This window comes from Arthrobacter sp. ASL1 (assembly GCF_056680475.1).
Map to the genome: position 1 here is coordinate 449,085 of NZ_CM155284.1, position 18,190 is coordinate 467,274.

Annotated in this window: 17 protein-coding genes and 1 tRNA gene; 11 read left to right on the forward strand and 7 right to left on the reverse strand. The window is 67.8% G+C overall.

The window, feature by feature from the left end:
* The first annotated feature begins 233 nt into the window (after positions 1 to 233).
* From pepN to AC1MEQ_RS02085, 4 genes are all read left to right on the forward strand, one after another.
* Positions 234 to 2,780 carry an aminopeptidase N gene (gene pepN / locus AC1MEQ_RS02070; RefSeq protein ID WP_479793519.1) on the forward strand — a complete coding sequence of 849 codons (2,547 nt, stop codon included), beginning with the start codon at positions 234 to 236 and terminating at the stop codon, positions 2,778 to 2,780.
* Between the two features lie 130 nt (positions 2,781 to 2,910).
* Positions 2,911 to 3,399 (forward strand): OsmC family protein, encoded by a 489-nt coding sequence (locus AC1MEQ_RS02075; protein ID WP_479793520.1) that lies wholly within the window; start codon positions 2,911 to 2,913, stop codon positions 3,397 to 3,399.
* Positions 3,396 to 4,076, forward strand: a complete 681-nt coding sequence (locus AC1MEQ_RS02080) for a DNA alkylation repair protein (RefSeq protein ID WP_479793522.1) — start codon at positions 3,396 to 3,398, stop codon at positions 4,074 to 4,076. The genes AC1MEQ_RS02075 and AC1MEQ_RS02080 overlap by 4 nt, the downstream gene beginning before the upstream one ends.
* Before the next feature lie 44 nt (positions 4,077 to 4,120).
* A complete protein-coding gene (locus tag AC1MEQ_RS02085) occupies positions 4,121 to 4,723 on the forward strand; it encodes a globin (protein WP_479793524.1) in 603 nt (200 codons plus the stop codon).
* Between the two features lie 35 nt (positions 4,724 to 4,758).
* Here AC1MEQ_RS02085 and AC1MEQ_RS02090 read toward each other — a convergent pair whose 3' ends face one another.
* On the reverse strand, positions 4,759 to 6,159 hold the full coding sequence (locus AC1MEQ_RS02090; protein ID WP_479793525.1) for an HNH endonuclease: 1,401 nt from the start codon (positions 6,157 to 6,159) through the stop codon (positions 4,759 to 4,761).
* A gap of 123 nt (positions 6,160 to 6,282) precedes the next feature.
* A complete protein-coding gene (locus tag AC1MEQ_RS02095) occupies positions 6,283 to 6,954 on the reverse strand; it encodes a DUF8185 domain-containing protein (RefSeq protein WP_479793527.1) in 672 nt (223 codons plus the stop codon).
* A 117-nt stretch (positions 6,955 to 7,071) separates the two neighbouring features.
* Here AC1MEQ_RS02095 and AC1MEQ_RS02100 point away from each other — a divergent pair, with 117 nt between their 5' ends.
* Positions 7,072 to 8,028, forward strand: coding sequence for an acyl-CoA thioesterase (locus tag AC1MEQ_RS02100; RefSeq protein ID WP_479793528.1), 957 nt, complete (start codon positions 7,072 to 7,074; stop codon positions 8,026 to 8,028).
* A 143-nt stretch (positions 8,029 to 8,171) separates the two neighbouring features.
* Here the strand turns inward: AC1MEQ_RS02100 and ettA are convergent, their stop codons facing one another.
* Positions 8,172 to 9,854, reverse strand: a complete 1,683-nt coding sequence (ettA, locus tag AC1MEQ_RS02105) for an energy-dependent translational throttle protein EttA (protein ID WP_479793530.1) — start codon at positions 9,852 to 9,854, stop codon at positions 8,172 to 8,174.
* A gap of 106 nt (positions 9,855 to 9,960) precedes the next feature.
* Positions 9,961 to 10,488 (reverse strand): single-stranded DNA-binding protein, encoded by a 528-nt coding sequence (locus tag AC1MEQ_RS02110; protein WP_479793532.1) that lies wholly within the window; start codon positions 10,486 to 10,488, stop codon positions 9,961 to 9,963.
* A gap of 213 nt (positions 10,489 to 10,701) precedes the next feature.
* Between AC1MEQ_RS02110 and AC1MEQ_RS02115 the strand changes: the two genes are divergently transcribed.
* The 3 genes from AC1MEQ_RS02115 to AC1MEQ_RS02125 all read left to right on the forward strand — a co-directional run bounded on the left by AC1MEQ_RS02115 (position 10,702) and on the right by AC1MEQ_RS02125 (position 12,708).
* Positions 10,702 to 10,778: transfer RNA gene (locus tag AC1MEQ_RS02115), tRNA-Arg, on the forward strand.
* A 53-nt stretch (positions 10,779 to 10,831) separates the two neighbouring features.
* Positions 10,832 to 11,398 (forward strand): hypothetical protein, encoded by a 567-nt coding sequence (locus AC1MEQ_RS02120; protein ID WP_479793534.1) that lies wholly within the window; start codon positions 10,832 to 10,834, stop codon positions 11,396 to 11,398.
* Positions 11,399 to 11,445: 47 nt separating this feature from the next.
* A complete protein-coding gene (locus tag AC1MEQ_RS02125; protein ID WP_479793536.1) occupies positions 11,446 to 12,708 on the forward strand; it encodes an MFS transporter in 1,263 nt (420 codons plus the stop codon).
* A gap of 79 nt (positions 12,709 to 12,787) precedes the next feature.
* On the opposite strand, the gene AC1MEQ_RS02130 is transcribed toward AC1MEQ_RS02125, so the two are convergent.
* Both AC1MEQ_RS02130 and AC1MEQ_RS02135 read right to left on the reverse strand, forming a co-directional pair.
* The gene (locus AC1MEQ_RS02130) at positions 12,788 to 13,447 is read right to left on the reverse strand and encodes an SDR family oxidoreductase (RefSeq protein ID WP_479793538.1); all 660 of its coding nucleotides are present in this window, start codon (positions 13,445 to 13,447) and stop codon (positions 12,788 to 12,790) included.
* A gap of 55 nt (positions 13,448 to 13,502) precedes the next feature.
* Positions 13,503 to 14,342: an aldo/keto reductase gene (locus AC1MEQ_RS02135; RefSeq protein ID WP_479793539.1), complete on the reverse strand. Its 840-nt coding sequence runs from the start codon at positions 14,340 to 14,342 to the stop codon at positions 13,503 to 13,505.
* 71 nt (positions 14,343 to 14,413) lie between these two features.
* Here AC1MEQ_RS02135 and AC1MEQ_RS02140 point away from each other — a divergent pair, with 71 nt between their 5' ends.
* Both AC1MEQ_RS02140 and AC1MEQ_RS02145 read left to right on the forward strand, forming a co-directional pair.
* Entirely contained in the window at positions 14,414 to 15,103 is a 690-nt protein-coding gene (locus AC1MEQ_RS02140) for an HAD-IA family hydrolase (protein ID WP_479793541.1), read from the forward strand.
* 133 nt (positions 15,104 to 15,236) lie between these two features.
* Positions 15,237 to 15,863: a malonic semialdehyde reductase gene (locus AC1MEQ_RS02145; RefSeq protein WP_479793542.1), complete on the forward strand. Its 627-nt coding sequence runs from the start codon at positions 15,237 to 15,239 to the stop codon at positions 15,861 to 15,863.
* A gap of 45 nt (positions 15,864 to 15,908) precedes the next feature.
* Here AC1MEQ_RS02145 and AC1MEQ_RS02150 read toward each other — a convergent pair whose 3' ends face one another.
* A complete protein-coding gene (locus AC1MEQ_RS02150) occupies positions 15,909 to 17,024 on the reverse strand; it encodes a GTP pyrophosphokinase (RefSeq protein ID WP_479793544.1) in 1,116 nt (371 codons plus the stop codon).
* A gap of 257 nt (positions 17,025 to 17,281) precedes the next feature.
* Here AC1MEQ_RS02150 and AC1MEQ_RS02155 point away from each other — a divergent pair, with 257 nt between their 5' ends.
* Positions 17,282 to 17,914, forward strand: coding sequence for a uracil-DNA glycosylase family protein (locus tag AC1MEQ_RS02155; RefSeq protein ID WP_479793546.1), 633 nt, complete (start codon positions 17,282 to 17,284; stop codon positions 17,912 to 17,914).
* Positions 17,915 to 18,190 lie beyond the last annotated feature (276 nt).

An 18,190-nucleotide genomic window follows, 5' to 3' on the forward strand; every position in this document is an offset into this window, starting at 1 on the left:
TCTCCTGGTCGTCGACGATGTGGCGCGGGACGGGCCCGTCCCCCGATCCTATCGGGCCGCGTCCCGCGATGGTCGGATGAATGTCCTCGCCGCATTGTTGCGGCTCCTGAACGGATAAGTGACGCCAAACACGCTCCGAAGTGAGACAATATCCATAATGTTCAGGAATCGTTTCAGATATTCCGTTTCCTGGGCCAACCACAGAACCGCGAAAGAACCAGGGAGCCACTGCCGTGCCAGGATTGAACCTCACCCGTGACGAGGCGCGTGAACGCGCCGCATTGATCAGCGTCGAATCCTACGAGGTGGACCTGGACCTCACCCGGGGCGACCGCGTCTTCGGATCGACCACCACCGTGCGCTTCGACGCCACAGCGGGCGGCTCCACGTTCATCGACGCCGTCACCGACGTGGTGCATTCGGTGACGCTGAACGGCGCCGATCTCGACGTTTCCGCGGTCAACGACGGCGTGCGCATCCAGCTGCCGCAGCTCGCTGCCCACAACGAGCTGGTGATCGCGGCCGACGCCCTCTACATGAACACCGGCGAGGGCCTGCACCGGTTCGTGGACCCCGTGGACGGCGAGGTGTACCTCTACTCCCAGTTCGAGGTCCCGGATTCGCGCCGCATGTTCGCCGTCTTCGAACAGCCCGACCTGAAGGCCGCCTTCTCCTTCACGGTCACCGCACCGGACCACTGGGACGTCGTCTCCAACTCCCCCACCCCGACGCCCGGCCCCGCCGGCGAGGCCAAGGCCACCTGGGCCTTCACCCCCACCGCACGCATCTCCTCCTACATCACGGCGCTGATCGCCGGGCCGTACCAGGCCGTGCGCAGCGAACTGACCAGCTCCGATGGCCGCACCATCCCCTTGGGTGTGTTCGCCCGCAAGTCGATCATGGAACACCTGGACGCGGAGAACATCTTCACCCTCACCCGCCAGGGCTTCGAGTTCTACGAGGCACAGTTCGGCACCCCGTACCCGTTCGAGAAGTACGACCAGCTGTTCGTCCCCGAGTTCAACGCCGGCGCGATGGAGAACGCCGGTGCCGTGACGTTCCTGGAGTCCTACGTCTTCCGGTCCCGCCCCACTGACGCCATGGTCGAACGCCGCGCCATCACGGTCCTGCACGAACTGGCCCACATGTGGTTCGGAGACCTGGTCACCATGCGCTGGTGGAACGACCTGTGGCTGAACGAGTCGTTCGCCGAGTTCATGTCCGCCCTGGCCGCGGCGGAGAACACCGAGTTCACGCAAGCCTGGACGACGTTCTCCTCGATGGAGAAGTCCTGGGCCTACCGCCAGGACCAACTGCCCTCCACCCACCCCATCAAGGCCGAGATCAACGACCTCGAGGACGTCCAGGTCAACTTCGACGGCATCACCTACGCCAAGGGCGCCTCGGTGCTGCGCCAGCTGGTCGCCTGGGTCGGCCAGGAGGAGTTCATGGCCGGTGTGCGCGAGTACTTCGCCAAGCACGCCTTCTCCAACACCGAGCTGCCCGACCTCATGCGCGAGCTCGAGGCCTCCAGCGGCCGCGATTTGGCCGAATGGACGCGCATGTGGCTGGAGACCGCCGGCGTGAACAAGCTCGAGGCCGAACTCGCCACCGCCGACGACGGCACCATCACCAGCTTCGCCGTCGTGCAGTCGGCCCCCGCCGACTACCCGACCATCCGTCCACACCGCGCGGCCATCGGCTTCTACTCCATGGACGACGCCGGAAAGCTGGTCCGCACGCATCGCGAAGAACTCGACGTCGCCGGGCCCCGCACCGTGGTCGCCGCCCTCGTCGGAATGAAGCGCCCGGATCTGGTCCTGGTGAACGACGACGACCTCGCCTATGCCAAGATACGCCTCGATGCGGCATCCCTGAAGGTCGCCAAGGCGCACCTGAAGGACATCGACGAATCGCTGCCCCGGACCCTGGTGTGGGGTGCCGCCTGGGACGCGGCACGCGACGGCGAGACGGCTGCCCGTGACTTCGTGGAGCTGGTCCTGCGCAACATCGGCCACGAGTCCGATTCCTCGGTGGTGCTGGTCATCCTGCGCCAGCTGGGGACCGTCCTGGACTACTACGTGAACGCCGCCGACCGCTCGCAGATCGCCGCCGTCGCAGCCGACGACCTGTGGGCCCTGGCGCAGGACGCCGTTGCCGGGTCGGACAAGCAGCTGCAGTTCGTGAAGACCTTCGCCCTGCGCTCGCGCACGTCGGAGCAGTTGGATGCGGTGGCCGGGCTCTTCTCGGGCGAGAAGAAACTCAGCGGGCTCGAAGTGGACGCCGACCTGCGCTGGGAATTGCTGACGGCACTCGTCGCCGGTGGCCGTGCCAGCCAGGCGGACATCGATGCCGAACTCGCCTCCGATGACACGGCCAACGGCCGGCTGGCCGCGGAACTGGCGAAGGCCGCGCTGCCGACGCCCGCAGCCAAGGAAGCTGCCTGGTCGGCGATCATCCACGACGGCGAGCTGTCCAACACCCACCAGCGCAGCGCAATCGTCGGGTTCAACCGGGCCCACGATTCGACGCTGTTGGAGCCGTTCGCCACCAAGTACTTCGAGAGCGTCACCGGCGTCTGGGAGTCCAAGAGCTGGGAAATCGCCCAGCAGATCATCGTCGGGCTGTACCCGCTGGCGCAGACTTCCGAGTCGACGTTGCAGGCAACGGATGAGTTCCTGGTCCGGCTGGGCAGCGACAGCCCGGCGCTGCGCCGCATGATGGTCGAGAGCCGCGACGGAATCGTCCGGGCATTGGCCGCCCAGGCAGCCGACCACTAGGTCACGGCAAGTCCCCCGCGCAGCGCCCCGAAGCGGGCGCAGTTCGGCGGACTCGTCGAGGCGCTGGACCCGGATCCGCAAGGCCCGGGACCAGCGCTTTTCCACGCTCTCTTGCGCCTAGAGTTGGGGCATGGACTTGAACTCGCACCGCTACAACGTCGACGTCGAATGGACCGGAAACCGCGGAACCGGAACCTCCGGCTACCGGGATTATGGCCGAGACCATGTCGTCCGCGCGGCCGGGTTACCGGACCTCCCGGGCACCGCCGATCCGACGTTCCATGGCGACAGGGACCGGTGGAACCCGGAACAGCTGCTGCTGGCAGCCTTGGCCCAGTGCCATATGCTGTCGTACTTCCATTTGGCCGTGAAGCACGGTGTTGGCGTCATCGACTACTCCGATGCGGCCACCGGCACCCTGCGGCTGAACCCCAATGGGAGCGGGGAATTCACCGAAGCAGTTCTCCACCCCCGGGTCGTCCTCGCGGACGAGTCCCAGCGCGCGCTGGCGGATTCCCTCCACGAGAAGGCCCACGACGTCTGTTTCATCGCGCGCTCGGTCAACTTCCCGGTGTTGAATCGGCCCGTGGGACCGGACACGCCCGGCCTCGCCACGTGACTCGCCTGTCGGAGACGATCATCGCTGGGCTCGCCGCCGCGGCCGATCCCGAGACGGCGATCGGCATGCAGCGCTACATGAAGTCGGAGATGCCCTTCCTCGGCGTGCGCGCTCCTGTCGCCCAACGAATTGTGCGGGAAGCCGTTCGTGCCGCGGGAATCACCCACTGGGAAGCTCTTCTGGCGGAGGCCGAGCACCTATGGGAGACCGCCAGTCACCGCGAGCTCTGGTACGCCGCCCAGCAACTCACCGGTTACCGCCACTGTGAGGGACGACTCGAGTTCCTTGACCTGTACGAACGCATGGTCGTCGACGGGGCCTGGTGGGATGTCGTCGACAATTGCCATCGCCGATTCGGCACGCTGCTGCGGCACCACCGGGGCATGCTGGATCCACTTCTGCGCGGATGGTCAGTGGATCCGAATCATTGGAAACGGCGCACGGCCATCATCGCCCAGCTCAGCGCCAAGGCCGAGACCGATGTGGCACTGCTGGGGGCAGCCATCGTGCCCAACATGGTGGAAACCGACTTCTTCCTCCGCAAGGGCATTGGCTGGGCGCTGCGCGAATACGCCAAGACGGACGCCGAGTGGGTCAGGGGCTTTGTCGAAGATCATTCCAACGAGCTCTCCGGGCTCTCCCGGCGCGAAGCGCTGAAGAACCTGCCGATTCGGTAGTGTGGATAGTGGCTGGCCAGTCCCAGCCACGGAAGGAACCACTCGTGAACGACCAGCACAACCTCGGCAGCCCCATCCGTCTTCCGGGCGGTGAATCCCTGGGCATACACATTGGCCAGGCCCGGCCGGTGTCCTCACCCTCGGTGTCTCCCCCAGACCCGGGAGCGCAGTCTTCCGAGTCCTCCACGCAGGGACAGACACCGGATCGATTTGGCGGATTCACCCCCGCTTCGGCCGACGTGGGCGACCACGAGGACCTTTCACCCTATGCCGGGACCTTCTACGCCGAAGTCGGCGGGTCGAAGACGTTCCAACGGCTGACGGAGCTGTTCTACGAGGGGGTCGCCAACGATGCCGACTTCCGCTCGATCTACCCGGAGGAAGACCTCAAACCCGCTGCGATCCGCCTCCAGCTGTTCTTGGAACAGTACTGGGGCGGTCCGACGACCTATAGCGAGAACCGCGGCCATCCTCGCCTGCGCATGCGCCATGTCCCCTACGTCGTCGACAGTTCCGCCCGTGATACCTGGCTCCGTCACATGCGTCATGCACTGGATCAGCTCGCGCTGCCGCCCCTCCAGGACGCGACCTTCTGGGACTATTTTGACCGGGCGGCACGATCCCTGCAGAACGCGACCGACCACTGAGCCAGGCTCTCAAGGTCCGACTCCTCTGGTGTGTTTTAGCTGGTGTCGCCGGGTAGTGGTGGTGCCTGGGATCGGTAGGCATGCCCGGTCGGGGTCGTGGTGATCGTCGTGTGCCGGTCCCCCGGTACCGTGGCCGCGTCCCACCCCGGGGCCTCCTTCGTGTAGTTGCAATCGGCGCACAACCCCTTCGCATTCTCCGCGGTCGTCCTCCCGCCAGCTGCCCAGGCATGAATATGGTCATTATGACGGACCGGGGCATCACACCACGCGGTTCCGCAGGTCTGGTCCCGGGCCGCGATGAACCGCGCCAATCCCGCCGGGAAGAACCGGGCCCGTGAATCCATGCCCACCAACTCCCCCGTCCCCGGAGCCGTATACAACCGCCTGATCCACGCCAACCCCTCCGCCGAGGCCACCACCGACTCCCCGGAACCAACCCCGGCCACATCGCCGGCCGGCTCCAGCCCGCCGGACCGCCGGACCAGATCCCGCCCCACCTGGGCCGGGACGATCCCGTACCCGGGAAGCTGGGCCGGTTCCGCATCGCCTTGGAACAACGTCCGGTCCGTCATCACGACCTGGACCTCCAGACGCACCTGTCCCGCGACCGCCTGCCCCGTGACGCGCTCCACGAGGGTATCGGCCATGATCTGCCCCCGCGAACGCCCGTCCCCGACCCCGACCAACCGGTCCGCCTCCAACGTCAACGCCTTGAGCACCGACACACCCTCGACCACCGGCAACAACCCGGTCAGGATGCTCATCGTGTCCGGCGCCGGACGCAGCGAAACCCTGCGGTCCCCCACCGCCTGCCGCGCCCGATCCGCCACCGCCGTCGGTGATGCCGCATACGCGAGCCGGCGCGCCCGCGCGATCAACGTCTTGGTCCCCACCCCGTCCAACACGGACGGATCCGCCAGCAGCTGCTCATCGACCATGCCCCGCTCTTCACGACTCAGGCACGCGGTCTCCCGAACCAGCATCGTGGCCCGCCACTCCGAGAGCCGGCCCGTGGCCAACGCCTGATGGGTATGGGGCATCTCGTTGACCACCGCCTTGGCCAACCCCAACAAGCGGTGCCCGGTGTTCGGGGACTCGCAACAGGCCAACGCGACCTGGGCATGGACACCGACACCGATCTTCGCCCGCTCCACCCCGGCCGCCTCCTGGCGGGCACGCACCACATCGTCCAAGGCGACCTCGGCCCGGGCCTGGAGCCCGGCCAACGCGTTCTTCACCGACTCCGCGAAGCCGATCACATCCACCAGCCCCGCTTCACCCAGGCCACCGACATCGGCGACCGGCAGCAGCGACAGCACGCCGGAGAGCAGCTCCAGGGCATCGACGCCCTCCCGGCCCGCCCCGGAAGACCCCGCGGCGGGCGTGGACGCCGACACCGCGGGACCAGGATCCGGAACCGCCAAAGACTCGAACATGTATTCGATTCTACCGGCAGCACCCCACCAAAACCCCGGAAAAACAACCCTGTGAGGGGATAGTCCACCAATAAATCGCAGCCTGAGAAAGGTGCGTCCGGAACTCTCGGTGGGCCGGGACTGCTACAGCAACGGCGCGCCATGCCTGACCAGGATGTGGCCACCCGACGATGAGAGCCGCAGCCACCGGCCATGCCCGTACAGCCGGCTTCGGGCGCCAGTGCGCAGGAAGCCCAGCGACTCCGCCGCGAAGGCGGCCCCCAGGGGCAAGTCGATTCCATCGGGACCCGCCTCGCAGGCGGCGGACCAGATGCGTCCGCGCACGGTGTCCAGCACCGGCCGTCCGGCGTTCGGCGGCAGTGCCTCGGTGACGGCGTGCATGCCGGCCTCTGCCTCGGCGGCCAGGGCATCGTCGTCGTACTCCCCCAGCGCCTCCCAGCCCGACAGCGGTGGGGTGATGCCGGCCCAGGCCGCCCGGGATTCGGCCGGAGGCAGCGGCAACGAGGTGTCCCCGTCGCCGGAGCGTGCCAACCGGTCGGTCAGGGCACCGAGCTCGTAGACGGCCACGAGCCCGTCGGCCGTCGCGGTGGACAGCTTCGCCACACGCAGTCCCAGCACCGTGGGCACCGTGCTCCCGATGGCCTCCTGGGCCAGGACGGGAACGTAGACCGCCAGGGCGGTGCCGACGACCTGCAGCCGGGTTTGCCCGTCCTCCACCGTCCGGGCGCGCGCCAGGAAGGTACGCAGGTCGGACATGGTTTCGGCGTCGGCCAGCTGCAGGGCATCGGGAAGCATGCTCCCATGCTGCCACCCCCGGGCCCCCGGGCGCCAAGCGGTGCGTCTTCCCGCTTGATCGGCATGCTCGGGGCCGGATAGTCTCGAGCGCAGACCATGCCCTACCGAGGAGTAATAGTGACCGATCGCGAATCGCCCCAATCCCTCGTGGACATTCTCGACCTCGAGGGCGACGGGCAGGTGCGCACCAACGAGGACATCTTCATCGGCCGCACCCCCTCGCAGAGCCGGGCCCGCGTCTTCGGTGGCCAGGTCGTCGCCCAGTCGGTCATCGCCGCAACACGCACCGTGGAGGGTGAACGCCCCATCCACTCGATGCACGGCTACTTCCTGCGCCCGGGCGATGTGCACGTGCCGATCACGTTCGGCGTGGAACGGCTGCGCGACGGCCGTTCGTTCTCCGCCCGTCGGGTCCACGCCTACCAAAAGGGCCAGCCGATCCTCTCGATGATCGCCTCCTTCCAGGAGCCCGCCGAAGGGCTGGAGCACCAGATCGAGATGCCCGCCGGCATCCCGGCACCCGAGGACCTGCCGACCACCGCCGAGCTCATCGGGAAGATCAACCATCCCATCGCCCGCGAATGGGCCTACAAGCGCCCGTTCGACATCCGCTACATCGAGAAGCCGTTGTATTTCGAGCCTCCGGCGGGTATCGGGCAGACGGCCACGAACGCCGTATGGATGAAGGCGTTCGAGCAGCTGCCGGATGATCCGGCCCTTCACCGCGCGGCCCTGGCCTACGGCAGCGACTACACGCTGCTCGAATCGGTCCTGCGCCGCCACGGCCTGCCCTGGATCACCCCCGGAATGAACGTGGCCAGCCTCGACCACGCCATGTGGTGGCATCGCGACGTCAAGGTCGACGAGTGGCTGCTCTATGTCCAGGAAAGCCCCAGTTCCTCAGGGGCCCGCGGGCTGGGCCAGGGACGCTTCTTCACCCGCGACGGCGTCCTGGTGGCCAGCGTCGCCCAGGAGGGCATGGTCCGCGTGCCCTCGGACAAGAAATCCAAATTCGTCGGCGGGGTCCAGTCGCGGATCATGCGCGCGGCCATCAAGCGCGACCAGCACCGCTAAACAAGGCACGACGGCGGCATCTGCCCCCGCGGGCACCCTGCCATGGTTGCCCGGCGCCGACGGCCAGCCCGGCCCGGGAAGGCAACAGCGCCCCTGGCGGACCTCTCCGGTCCGCCAGGGGCGCCGTTGTGGGTTGGCTACCCTCAGCCGCGGGTGAGGCGACGGTGGGTGACACGGTGCGGCTTGGCCGCGTCCGGGCCGAGCCGTTCGATCTTGTTCTCTTCGTAGGCCTCGAAGTTGCCCTCGAACCAGTACCAGTTCGCCGGGTTCTCCTCGGTGCCTTCGTAGGAGAGGATGTGGGTGGCCACGCGGTCCAGGAACCAGCGGTCGTGGGAGACGACCACGGCGCAACCGGGGAATTCCAGCAGCGCGTTCTCGAGGCTGGACAGGGTCTCGACGTCAAGGTCGTTGGTCGGCTCATCGAGCAGCAACAGGTTGCCGCCCTGCTTCAACGTCAGCGCAAGGTTCAGGCGGTTGCGCTCACCACCGGAGAGCACACCAGCTTTCTTCTGCTGGTCCGGGCCCTTGAAGCCGAAGGCCGAAACGTAGGCGCGCGAGGGCATCTCCACGTTGCCGACCTGGATGTAGTCGTTTCCCTCGGAGACGACCTCCCAGAGGTTCTTCTCCGGGTCGATGCCGCCACGGTTCTGGTCGACATAGGAGACCTTCACGGAGTCGCCGATCTTCAGCTCCCCGTCATCGAGCTTCTCCATGCCCACGATGGTCTTGAAGAGGGTCGATTTACCGACGCCGTTGGGGCCGATCACGCCGACGATGCCGTTCCGCGGAAGCGTGAAGGACAGGTCCTCGATGAGCACGCGGTCCCCGAAGCCCTTCTTGATCTTGTCCGCCTCGATGACCAGCGAACCCAGGCGCGGGCCCGGCGGGATCTGGATCTCCTCGAAGTCGAGCTTTCGGGTGCGCTCGGCCTCGGCAGCCATCTCCTCATAGCGGGCCAGACGTGCCTTCGACTTCGTCTGGCGGCCCTTGGCGTTGGAGCGGACCCAATCGAGTTCGTCGCTGAGGCGCTTGGAGAGCTTCTGGTCCTTCTTGCCCTGGACCTCCAGGCGTGCCCGCTTCTTCTCCAGGTAGGTGGAGTAGTTGCCCTCGTAGGGGTGCAGCTGGCCGCGGTCGACCTCGGCGATCCACTGTGCCACGTGGTCCAGGAAGTACCGGTCGTGGGTCACGGCCAGGACGGCGCCGGGATAGGCCTGCAGGTGCTGCTCGAGCCAGAGCACCGATTCGGCATCGAGGTGGTTGGTCGGCTCATCAAGGAGCAGCAGGTCCGGCTTCTGCAGCAGCAGCTTGCACAAGGCCACGCGACGGCGCTCACCACCGGAGAGCAACGTGACGTCGGCATCGCCCGGGGGGCAACGCAGGGCGTCCATGGCCTGCTCGAGCTGGGAGTCGATGTCCCACGCATCGGCGGCGTCGATGGCCTCCTGCAGCTTGCCCATCTCCTCGAGCAAGGTATCGAAGTCGGCATCCGGTGCCGACATCTCCTCGGAGATCTGGTTGAAGCGCGAGATCTTCTCGTAGATCTCCCCGACGCCTTCCTGGACGTTGCCCAGGACCGTCTTCTCCTCGTTCAGCGGCGGCTCCTGCAGCAGGATGCCCACCGAGTATCCGGCGCTGAGCCGGGCTTCACCGTTCGACGGGATGTCGATTCCCGCCATGATCTTGAGGATTGTCGACTTTCCGGCACCGTTAGGGCCGACGACGCCGATCTTCGCGCCGGGGTAAAACGACATGCTGACATCGTCGAGGATCACCTTGTCGCCAACGGCCTTGCGGGCCTTGGTCATGGTGTAAATGAATTCTGCCATGCCCACTAGGCTAGTCGTTTTGGGTGCCAATTCCCTATTTGTGGTGGGCTCCGGCCGCCCACTGGATGTCCCGAGGGCACCCGGCACCCCGACGTGCACCATTCGTTCACCCGGCCATGTACCGGCTGCCGGATTCCCGGGCACCGTCCGCATCGGACGCGCCGACGTCGCCACTGCCCGGTTCATCCCCGTCCCCGCCGTCGAATTCCTCGCCGTCAACGGCAAACCTGCTCGAGGGGGCGTCGTCGTCCACGCGCGCGAGCGGCTGTGGAAGCCGATGGAATTCCGCAGTGCCGAACTTCAGGTCGTGGCCGACGAACTGCGCCTCGATATCGATGCCCACCCCCGTGCTGCCGTCCTCGCGGGTGAACTGGTCGATCTTGGCGTACCCGCCCACGAAGACACGCTGGCCCTTCCGGATCGACGCCGCCGCGTTCAGACCGAGCTGGTTGAAGACCTTGATGGTGTACCAGTTGGTGCTCTTGTTCTCCCACTCCCCCGTCTGGGCGTTCTTGCCCCGGTTGTCCGTCCCCACCCGGAACTGGGTGACCTGGAATTTGTTCGCGTGGGTGCGCGTGATCGGATCGGTGCCGACATTGCCGACCACGGTGATGAAATTGTTCGCGTCTCTCATGGTGTCCTCCAAGGCTGGTGTCCAACGCGGAGCATCATCGTCCCGCACCACCAGCGTCCCGGCCGGGCACCCATCGGCGGCACGCAGCGGGCACGGTGGTGGACAGCACCGCCCCGGAGTCGCAGGACCACCTCCTGTGAGGGGCATGATCGCCCGATGTGGCGTCGGCGGCGCGGCTCGCTAGAATGATTCGTGTTGCCCTGCGGGGCACCGGCCCCCGTAGCTCAGCTGGATAGAGCAACAGCCTTCTAATCTGTCGGTCGCGCGTTCGAATCGCGCCGGGGGCACCAAGCGATCCCCGGCACGCGCTGGACAGCCGCCTCCGGCTGGCTAGGATCAAGGCATGCCGCAGCCTCCCAAAGCCGAAGCCATCGCCACCGCCACGGGTATCAGCTGGAACGCCTGGTGCCGGCTCCTGGACCAGGCCTCCGCGCACACACTCCCCCACGAGCAGATTGCCGTACTGGCAGCCGGCCACATCGCCGAACACGCGCCGGGTTCATCGGCCGCCACCAACCACGAATGGTGGGGCCAGGGCGTCGCGGTCTCCTACGAACAGCAGATCGGACGCCGCGTCCCCGGCCAGACGAGCCGCGGCGACTACCAGGTCGGCGTCAGCAAGACCTACACAGGCGACCTGGATGCCGCACTGCAAGCGTGGCTCGACCTCGTGGAGGGAAAGACGTCGTTTGGCAGCGTGCCCGTCGACGGCGAACCGCGGGTCTCCAGCACCGAGAATTGGCGCTACTGGCGCGTTGACCTGGCCGACGGAACGCGCGTCAGCGTGGACATCGGACGGAAAACCGATCAAAAGTCCACCATCGGCATAAACCACACTAGACTGGGCTCATCGGAGCAAGCAGAGGAATGGCGCGGCACCTGGAGGGGGATCCTGGCCGGCCTGTCCTGACCCCGACGACTCGCATCCCACCCCCTCACCCGTAGGAGTAGCAACAGGTGTCCACCACGCAGTCGACAGCGACGCGCGGCAGCCTCGCCGTCTGGCGAAACGCGGTCTTCGTCGTCTTCGGGCTCTCCGGTCTGGGATTTGCTTCCTGGGTCTCGCGCATCCCCGCGGTCCGCGACGGGATGGAGTTGAGCACCCAGACGGTCGGGCTGCTGCTCTTCGGGCTGGCCATCGGCTCCATCGCCGGGTTGGCACTGGCCCCGAACTACATGTCCCGTGTCGGCACCCGCCGGGCGCTGCTCCACTCACTGCTCGCCATGGCCGGGGCGACGGCCCTGTTGGGGTTCGCCGCCGGTACCGTGGAATCGTTCGCCCTCTCCGCCGCCACGCTGTTCCTCTTCGGGTTCTCCTACAGCATCACCGACGTCGTGATGAACGTCGAGGGCGCGGCCGTGGAGAAGGCGGCCCGACGGACCCTGCTGCCGATGATGCACACCTATTTCAGCTTCGGCACCATTCTCGGCGCCTTGCTCGGCGCCGCTGCCGCCCACTTCGACGTGCCGATCGGCCTCCACTTCGCGCTGGCCGGGGTGGCAATCGCGCTGGCGGGTGCCGTGGCGGTGCGCTTCATCCCCCGCCCCGGTCCGCAGGGACCCGGCACGACGGCGGATCCAAGCACCGTGGGTGTCGGCGCCGCGGTGCCGTCCCCGGGCTCCGGACGCCGCGGGTTCGCGCTCCGCCTGCGCGAAACGCTCGTCATGGCCACCGAACCCCAGCTGCTCTTCCTGGGCCTGATGGTCATCGGCATGGCGTTCGTGGAAGGCGCCGCCAACGACTGGCTGCCCCTGGCGGCCGTCGACGGACACGGATTCGACAACGCCGGCGGCGCCCTGGTCTACGGGACGTTCGTCGCGGCGATGACACTGGGGCGGGCCACCGGCGGGCCGCTCATCGACCGGCTGGGCCGGCGCCTGACCCTGACGCTGATGGGTTCACTCGGATTCGTGGGCATCATGGTCTTCATCCTGACCAACGAGCATTGGACGGCCTTCTGCGCCGCGGCCCTCTGGGGGCTCGGCGGCTCGCTCGGCTTCCCGGTCGGGGTCTCCGCGGCCGCGGACCACCCCACGGATGCCGCCCGCCGGGTGTCCATCGTCTCGATCTTCGGTTACACCGCATTCCTGGTCGGCCCGCCGATCCTCGGGTTCATCGGCCAGCACCTGGGCATCCTCGACGCCTTCTACGTCGTTGCCGCCATGCTGCTGGTCTCCCTGCTGGTGACGCCACGTGCCATGAGCGCCCGGGCACGCTGAGCACGGTGCCCCGGACCCGACACGGCAGGCTCGACGCGGCCCCGACCACCGTGGGTTCCGGGGGGCCGCGTCGTCGTCCTCAGTTGCCGCCGCGGGCGAACCATTCACTGATCGGCACGTCGCCGTCGCAGAAGTCCAGCGTCTTGCCGATCGTCGCCGGCTGGGCGAGCGCCTCGGCGATGGCCAGCGCGACGTTGGCCCGTGAGGTTGGGGTGTCGCCGGTGATCGGGTGTTCCAGCGGGGTGACCTTCCCGGTGGCCGGCTCCAGGGTCAGCCGGCCGGGACCCAGGACCGTCCAGTCCAGCGCCGACTTGCGCAGGTGCTCGTCGGCGGCGATCTTCGCGGCCTGATAGGCGTAGAAGGGGTCGTCCAGCGACGTCAGGTACTGCGTGTCGGCGGTCGCGAACGAGACCATGACGAACCGTTTCACCCCGGTGGCCACGGAGGCGTTCATGATGCGGATGGCGGCGTCGCGGTCCACGGCGTAGGTCCGGTCCGCGTCACCACCGCCGGCGCCGGCGCTGAAGACCACCGCGTCGACGCCGGCCAGTGCCGGTTCCAGTTCCGGACCGTGGGCCCGCTCGATGTCCAGCACCAGCGCGGTGGCGCCGGCGGCGCGCACGTCCTCGTCATGCTCGGGGTTGCGGATGACCGAGGTGACCTCATCCCCGCGTCCGGACAACTCGCGGGCCAGCAGCAGGGCGACCTTGCCGTGGCCGCCGATCACGACGATCTTCATGGATGTACTCCCGGGGTTGCGGTGATGGGGTGGGCGCTCACGGTACGGATCCGGCTCAGTGCCCGAAGACCATCGGGTTGGCCGGGGCGGGGCCGGTTCCGTCCAGCGCGTCGATCGCGGACATCTGCGCGGCATCGAGCTCGAAGGAGAAGACGTCGAGGTTCGAGGCCTGGCGTTCCGGATCCGTGGACTTCGGGATCGGGGAGGCACCGTGCTGCAGATTCCAGCGCAGCACCACCTGGGCGGGGGTGACCCCGTGGGCGGACGCGGCAGTGGTGACCGGTTCGGCGTCCAGGACGGCCCCGCGGCCCAACGGGCTCCAGGCCTGGGTGAAGATCCCATGCTGCTCGTGGAAGGCGATGTCGTCGGCGCGCATCCAGAGCGGGGAGTGCTGGATCTGGTTGACGTCGGGGACCACCCCGGTGGCGTCGATGAGTTCGGTGAGCTGGGCCTGGGTGAAGTTGGAGGTGCCGATCGCGCGGACCTTGCCCTTGGAGAGCAGCTTGGCCAGGCCCTTGTAGGCGTCGACGTAGGTCCCCTGTGCCGGGTTGGGCCAGTGGATGAGCAGCAGGTCGATGTAGTCCAGGCCGAGACGTTCGATCGAATGGCGCCAGGCGGTGCGCACGCCGTCGTAGGAGTGCCATTCGGCGTTGAGCTTGGTGGTCACGAAGAGCTCGCTGCGGGCCAGCGGCGAACGGGCGATCGCCTGGCCGACCCCCTCCTCGTTGCGGTAGTTCTCAGCGGTGTCGATGAGCCGGTAACCGGCCTCGATCGCGTGCAGCACGGCGGCGCCGGCTTCCGTGTCGTCCATGGGATACGTGCCCAGTCCGATCATCGGGATCTCGGCACCATTGGCGAGCTTTTTGACGGGAACTTCAGCTGGGTTCTCTGGCATTCCCTCATGCTAACGTGCCGCGCCCGATCCTGCCCGGATCCCCCGGCGGGCACACTCGATAGGCTGGCATTATGGACATCAGCACCCCACCCGCGCCGCGCACCACCGACGCCGACCACCTCGACGCCGACGCCCTGCTCTTCGACCTGGACGGCACCCTGATCGAGTCGACCCGGGCCACCGAGATCTGCTGGCAGGAATGGTCCCGCCGCCTCGGGCTCGGCGACCACGGGCAGCACCCCCATGGCGTCCCGGCGCGCGACGTCGTCGCCGATCGGGTTGAGCCCGCCCGCCGGGCCGAGGCGCTTCAGCTCATCGAACGCCTCGAGGTCGCCCAGACCGAGGGCATCGCCATCAAGGACGGCGTCGCCGAGCTGCTGGCGTCCCTGCCGGCGGACCGGTGGGCGATCGTCACCTCCTGCACCGCCGAACTCGCCGCGGTGCGCCTGGCCCTGGTCGGCATCGAGGCCCCCGCAGTGCTGGTCACCGCCGACTCGGTCACCCGCGGCAAACCGGATCCTGAGGGGTATCTGGCCGCCGCCGCCGCGCTGGGCGTTGACCCGACACGGACTATCGTGTTCGAGGATGCCCCGGCCGGCGTGGAGGCCGGCAACGCCGCCGGGGCGTGGACGCTGGGCATTGCCGGAACGTACGACGCCGGTGCCCTCGCTGCCTCCCGGGTCGTCACCACGCTGGCCGGCACCAAGGTGACGGCCGGTGCCGACGGCTCGGCACTGCGGGTGGGTTTCCCGTGCGGCTGACCCACCTGTGACGAAGCGCACGGCAGGGTTCGGAAATATGCAGACGCATGGATCGGTTGGCCATGACGACACAGCAAATACCTGACGGCGGGCGTGCAGACGCGTCCACCACGTCGCTTCGGAAGGATCACCCATGACCGCAACGCTTCCCGACCTGGACCACGAACTGGCCATCGACGCCACCACCGCCGACGCACTCTTCTTCGAGGCACGCACCGCCAACACGTTCTCGGACGAGCCGGTCAGCGAGGAGACCGCGCAGGCGATCTACGAGCTCACCAAGATGGGCCCGACGATGATGAACAACCAGCCGATGCGCATCACCTGGGTCCGTTCGGCCGAGGGCCGCGAGAAGCTGGCGAACCGCATGGCGGAAACCAACCGGGCCAAGACGCTGACCGCTCCCCTGGTCGCCGTGCTGAGCTCCGACGCCGACTGGCACGAGCACTTCGGCACGTTCTTCCCGCACGCCGCCGAGCGCAAGGAGATGTTCGACGGCGAGGAGAAGGCGGACATGCGTGGGGCGGTCGCGAACAACAACGCCCACATCCAGTCCGGCTACTTCATCATGGCCGTCCGGGCCGTGGGCCTGCACGCCGGCCCCATGGGCGGGTTCGACGCCGCGGGCGTCGACGAGGACTTCCACGCCGGCACCAGCCAGAAGACGTTCATGGTCGTGAACATCGGCAAGCCGGGCGAGAACCCGTGGTTCCCGCGCCTGCCGCGCCTGGACTACGACGTGGCCACCACCACGGTCTAGGCATCCGCCGGATCATCCGTCGAGACCCCCGGGCCCCGCGGCGCCTCAGGGTGTGGCGGTGGGCCCGGGGGTTTTTGCCGCCCGGTACGTCTCCATCTGGGAGAGCCGGCGGCGCAGGCTCTCCTGGCGCTGGCGGTCCTTGCCGGCGGTCAGCTCGATGTGGGCGCGCCCGAAGCGCCACAGCAGCACGTCGTCCAGCAGCCGGTCGGGTCCGGGCGAATAGCGGTGGTCCAGCGCCTTGCGGACCTCGGTGATGGCCTCGGCGTCGAGCAACCCGGCGAGCTCCGTCGTCGTTTTCAGGTCGTGTGCGGCCAGCAGTTCGGCGGCCCAGCCCCAGTCGTCGTCGGCCTTGCGGTCCACGTGCGGCAGCAGCGTCTGCCACACCTCGCGGATCCGGTCGGGATCCAGCGCGACGGCGCCTTCGCCCTCGGCGTCCCAGTAGCCGGTGACGGCCAGGTAGCGGTCATGCAGTTCCTCGAACGTCGATTCGACGGCCTCGAGCATGGCTGCGGTGGCGGTGAACTGGCGGTCCAGGTAGGGGCTCCAGGCGCGCGGGTCGACCTTCTTGAAGCGGATGTCGTGCTCGATCTCGCTCCAGGCGTGGGCCAGGATGGTGCGGATCTGCGTCTCGAAGATGTAGTTGCCCGTCACCCGCACATTCTCGCCGAGCCGGTCCTGGTAGCCGCGGACGACGTCGTTCTGCCGGGTGCGCAGGTTCAGGTGGCGGCTGGAGTAGCCGTAGGTGCCGGACTCGACCGAGCCGATGTCCTTCTCGCGGTCGGAGCGGACATCGAATTCGTTGCGCCGGCGCTTGATCAGCCCGGCGGCGTCGCGGACCTCATGGGGCAGGGCGACGATGACGCGCACCCCCACCAGGTCGTGCAGGTCGCGCAGCGGGTTCGGGAACTCCAGCTGCGGCGCGCCGCCCGGTTCGTCGGGTTCGAGCATGCGCGAGGCCTTGTCGCGGAACGAGTCGACCGTCTTGGTGCGCCCGGTGATGAACAGCGGCTGCAGCTCGGCGTCGGCGAAGATCGAACGGATGCGCGTGGTCACGTCGGCGGTCACGGCCTCCAGCTGCGGGCGTACCTGTTCGTATTGGCGGGCCGACTCCTCCACCTGGGGTTTGAGCCGTTCGTCCAGCCGGTCGAAAACTGCTCCCACGTTGCCCCGTTCCCTCGCTGCGTTGTGTACCGCACACACCCTACCAACCGGCGTCGTGCCGAGGATCACCGCCGATCGGAGACACCCGCACGGCGTGTTGCGGGTGGACGGGAGGTAAACTAGGTAGAGACGACGGCAATCCCAGCCGCATTTCCCATTCACCTCGGCACGGTAGGGGCCCGACCCCGCCCTGCCGGACATCATCGGCGGACCAGCGATCCGCAACCAGCAGCAACCCCCAGGAGAAGCACCCTTTCATGACCGCATCTGCCACGGAAATTTCGACCGAAACGCTGTTCAGCCGCCGCTACGAGGAGCAGATCGCCCCCGTGAACCGGCTTCTTGACGAAACCGCCCTGCTCCGCCCCGGCAGCGCCGTCAGCTACGTCGACCCGCAGCACGATGTCGACCAGGTCAAGATCATCTCGCTGTTCTCCAACATCGGCGCCGCCGATCCCACCGGCTTCATCACCCCCGGTGACGCCGACGCTGCCGAGCGCATGATCGGCCTGCAGTGGCAGCTCGGGCTGCGCCCCGAATACGTGTTGCCGTGGAACGTCTCGCCCTGGCACGTCGACGGCGAGGCCAACGGCCGCTTCGAGCCCGCGCAGATCACCTCCGGCCTCAAGCCGCTGCTGCGCATGCTCAAGCTCGTTCCGCGTGCCTCGGTCCTGGTCGCCCACGGCACCGAGGCCCACCGCCTGGCCGACCAGCTGACGAAGACGCAGAACCCACTGCTGTGGCGCCGCGGCTTCAAGACCTACAAGGTCAAGTCCCTCGATGGCCGCGCCTTCGCCGGTTCGGCCGAACGCCAGCAGGGCCACCTGGACCAGATGCAGGCCGCCTACGCGGACGCGATGGCCCGCACCGGGATCGCCTCGATCCGCTAGCATCACCTTTCCGGGCCGCGCCCGGATCACGCGACGGCGTCCACCGGCAACGGTGGGCGCCGTTGGCGTATACCCGATCCGTTGCCGAGAACGGATCCAAAATCGGGACGCGCCGGGCGGATGACGCAGTCTCGGACTTTTGACCCGTCCTCGAACGTCTGCCGTCCGGACTGCCCGTCGTCCGCCGCCGGACGCCGGTCGCCGGAACCACCAGGACCGTGATGTGACCCATCGCCGCCGGCGGCGTCCCGCCGCGTGGCGGCGGCACCGCTAAAC